Below are 3,268 nucleotides of genomic sequence, written 5' to 3' on the forward strand. Positions count from 1 at the left end.
GCTTCAAGTCATCGGACTTAGTTTTGTAATTAGGCTTAAAATTAAATTTCTCATAACGCAACGCGGACTCGCTACTGTTTACTAGAGGCGAAATCATAACCAAGAATAACGCTAATATATTTTTCATCAGATCTTCTCTATTCAAAGGGTCAGAGTCATTGATTGATTTGATATTCTAATAATCGACCAATTTAGGGCAGAGTAATATTTGATCAACATATATCTCCCTCAGCCTCTTCCTTATAACGCTTTAATTATTCCAATTTTCTATCAATCATTGAAAAACTTCGTTAGCGCTTTCCGTTTCTTAATCACAGCCTTACCTCGAACAGTGATTAATATGTACTGCTGATTTGCTTACCTAGCTGTAAACTACTTATGAGTAGGGTGCGCTAAGCTTGATTCAACCGTGCGTGCAGTTTTGCCTTTCACCTTAGGCCGATAGACATGCGCCTTGGTTTCATCATAGAGATAAGAGTCTCGAAATTCGTCGGTGGCCAGTACATGCCCTACCAATATTAATGAGGTGCGGGTGAATTTTTTCTCGCGCACTTTGGCAACAATATTTTCTAAAGTGCCCGTCACTTTATCTTGATCAGGCCATGATGTGCGATAGCAAACCGCGACCGGGCAGTCAGCACCGTAGTGCGGGATAAGCTCTTCCACAATCTTGTGAATACGAGTAATACCTAGGTGAATGGCTAAAGTCGCGCCGCTAGCTGCCAGCGCTGGTAAACGCTCTCGCTCAGGGAACGGCGTCTTACCCTCATAGCGGGTTAAAATAATGGTTTGCGACACACCCGATAAGGTTAACTCTTTGCCTAACCACGCTGCAGACGCACAGGCTGCTGTCACCCCAGGAATAATTTCGAATGCAATGCCAAGCTGATCTAGGCGACGAATCTGCTCGCCAATAGCGCCATAAAGAGAGGGGTCGCCAGAATGCACGCGAGCGACATCTTTACCGGCATCGTTGGCGGCTTGAATATGCTGCATGATTTGATCGAGATCTAAGGATGCTGTATCGATAATCTGCTCTGCGCTGTGCTCAACTTGCGAGAAAATCTCACGCGGCACCAGTGAGCCCGCATATAAAATCATGGGGCAGCGATTAATTAAATTCTGCCCCTTCACTGTAATCAACTCTGGGTCACCTGGCCCAGCACCAATAAAATAAACCGTCATAGCATTCCTCTTACTTCGGGTAAAAACCGATTAAGCTATAATTTTTTTGCATAGCCGCGTGGCGTATATACCCATTGCTGCTGTGCATACTGAATATGTTTCGACTCGCTATTACCAACCGAAACCAAGGTAAACATATCGACATCGTTAGCGTCTAACTCTGCTAATGTAGTAATCGTGATAGACTCATCATCACGGCTAAGCTGACGCCCCAGCAATACCGGCGTTGTGGCAGGCCGGTATTGCAGCAAAATATCTCTAGCGGTGTTAATTTGCCAATCACGCTTTTTTGAACGAGGATTATAAAAAGACACAACAAAATCCCCTTGGCCGCAGGCATGTAAGCGTTTTTCAATGGTTTGCCAAGGAGTTAATAAATCTGACAGTGAAATAGTGCAAAAATCATGTCCAAGCATTGCGCCAATACTGGCAGCACCAGCCTGCATCGCCGATACACCAGGCACTACCTCAATATCAACCTCGAGCCAGTCAGCTGATTGGTGCTTTCCTTGAAGCTGTTGATCCAGTAATTCAAAGACTAAGGTGGCCATCGCATAAATACCGATATCACCACTAGAGACTAAGGCGGTAACCTTGCCGCTGGCTGCCAAATCGAGAGCAAGCTTGGCGCGTTCTATCTCCTCGCCCAGCGGTAAATCGTGATGGGTTTTTCCGTCACATACCTCACCCAGCAGCTGCAAATATAAACCGTAAGCAACCAGATCTGAACTGGCCGCTATCGCTGCGATAGCGCGCGGGGTTACTAAATCTGCCGCACCTGGTCCGGCACCCACCACATATAATTTTTTCATATCAACACTCTATTTAGCCGTTAGGCAAACCATAAGCACGTGCTATGGCACAGGTTGCCTGACGATTTTTAATTTTTTTGACTATCAACTCAGCCGATTGCGGCGGCTGCGCCACTGACGGCAGCAGACTATTTGCCTGAGACTGCGCAGCAAATAAGGCAGCCGACTCGGCTACACCGTACACCCCTACAGTTTTATACACATAGTCTGATCGTGTGCTTAGCCATGGCTCCATCTGACTAAGCTGGTCAACCGAATAGGTTGCAAAAGGCAGCTGCCAATGCTGCGCTAGGGCGAGCATGCCTAGCTCATCCGCTTTAAGATCAATACTGTTGAGACTGTGAATATCGCTGATACTCAAATCTGCGCTTGCAAGCGCCTGCATAGCAAGCTCAGCCAGCACCGTATCAGGACAGCCGCGCTCACAGCCTAAACCCAAGGTGTAAACCGGTTTCACATAGCTGTTGGCAGTTGTTAACACCAGCTGCGAATCAAGCCCTTGAGCCAGCTGTCTTGCCAATTCATTTGCACCACCTTCATGCCCCGACAGGATCGGAATCACAAACTGACCTAACTCATCCAGCAATATTACCGGCGGATCTTGATGCTTATCAGCTAACACTGGCGCTAGAGTACGCATCGCAATACCGCTGGCACAAATCATAATTAAACTATCACCGGCAGCAAAGGCAGCTTGCACCTCGGCCTGAAAAGGCTTGGGCTTAAACATAATGCTCGCTTCAGGCATCAGCTGCTGAATGCGTTGCGCTAAGGCAAGCCCAAGATCGGTTAAGGCAATAATGCGGGTAGCGCCAGATCGCATTAGCTTCGATCTCGCTCGTTACGGGTCACCACAAACAAGGAGAAATAAGGCCCTGCTTCACCGTCAAGTTGATCGACATTGGTTTCAAGCACCTGACCATCCCGACCAATATAGGCCAGATATTTAGCCTCGTGAGTCCGTTCGCTTCGTGCAAGCGCGGTGAGTATTTTTTGTCGTGATCGACCGGCTTTCATAATCACCACTGAATCATGCTGACGCAGGCTTGACTCAAGTTGCTCAAGCGAATGACGACCGCTGACCACAGCCAAAGATTCTTTCAATAGCGTTAAGGGCTGCTGCAGTGCCGCTGAGGCTGCATGCACTGAAGAAATACCAGGCACAACACTGCAGTTAAAACGCTCTGATAATCGATCTAATAAATACGTGAACGAGCCGAAAAATAATGGGTCACCCTCACAGAGAAAGACTACCTGTTTACCGTCTGCAA

The 3,268-nt window shown here is 47.3% G+C and carries 4 protein-coding genes; all 4 read right to left on the reverse strand.

Going from position 1 to position 3,268, the window contains the following annotated elements; all coding sequences use genetic code 11:
• Positions 1-372: 372 nt before the first annotated feature.
• Positions 373-1,185, reverse strand: coding sequence for a precorrin-4 C(11)-methyltransferase (gene cobM / locus HRU21_12250; protein ID NRA43060.1), 813 nt, complete (start codon positions 1,183-1,185; stop codon positions 373-375).
• Between the two features lie 35 nt (positions 1,186-1,220).
• Positions 1,221-1,997 carry a precorrin-3B C(17)-methyltransferase gene (gene cobJ / locus HRU21_12255; protein ID NRA43061.1) on the reverse strand — a complete coding sequence of 259 codons (777 nt, stop codon included), beginning with the start codon at positions 1,995-1,997 and terminating at the stop codon, positions 1,221-1,223.
• Between the two features lie 13 nt (positions 1,998-2,010).
• Complete coding sequence (locus HRU21_12260; protein ID NRA43062.1) at positions 2,011-2,820, reverse strand: cobalamin biosynthesis protein; 810 nt, start codon at positions 2,818-2,820, stop codon at positions 2,011-2,013.
• Positions 2,820-3,268, reverse strand: a 449-nt coding sequence (locus HRU21_12265; GenBank protein ID NRA43063.1) for a precorrin-2 C(20)-methyltransferase, incomplete at its 5' end; no start/stop codon positions are given. The genes HRU21_12260 and HRU21_12265, both read right to left, overlap by 1 nt.

The sequence above is a fragment of the Pseudomonadales bacterium genome, from assembly GCA_013215025.1.
Classification (GTDB): domain Bacteria; phylum Pseudomonadota; class Gammaproteobacteria; order Pseudomonadales; family DT-91; genus DT-91.

Excerpts from the sequence above, each read along its gene's own strand:
- cobJ (NRA43061.1), bottom strand. The coding sequence starts at position 1,997 with ATGAAAAAATTATATGTGGTGGGTGCCGGACCAGGTGCGGCAGATTTA.
- HRU21_12260 (NRA43062.1), bottom strand. The coding sequence starts at position 2,820 with ATGCGATCTGGCGCTACCCGCATTATTGCCTTAACCGATCTTGGGCTT.
- cobM (NRA43060.1), bottom strand. The coding sequence starts at position 1,185 with ATGACGGTTTATTTTATTGGTGCTGGGCCAGGTGACCCAGAGTTGATT.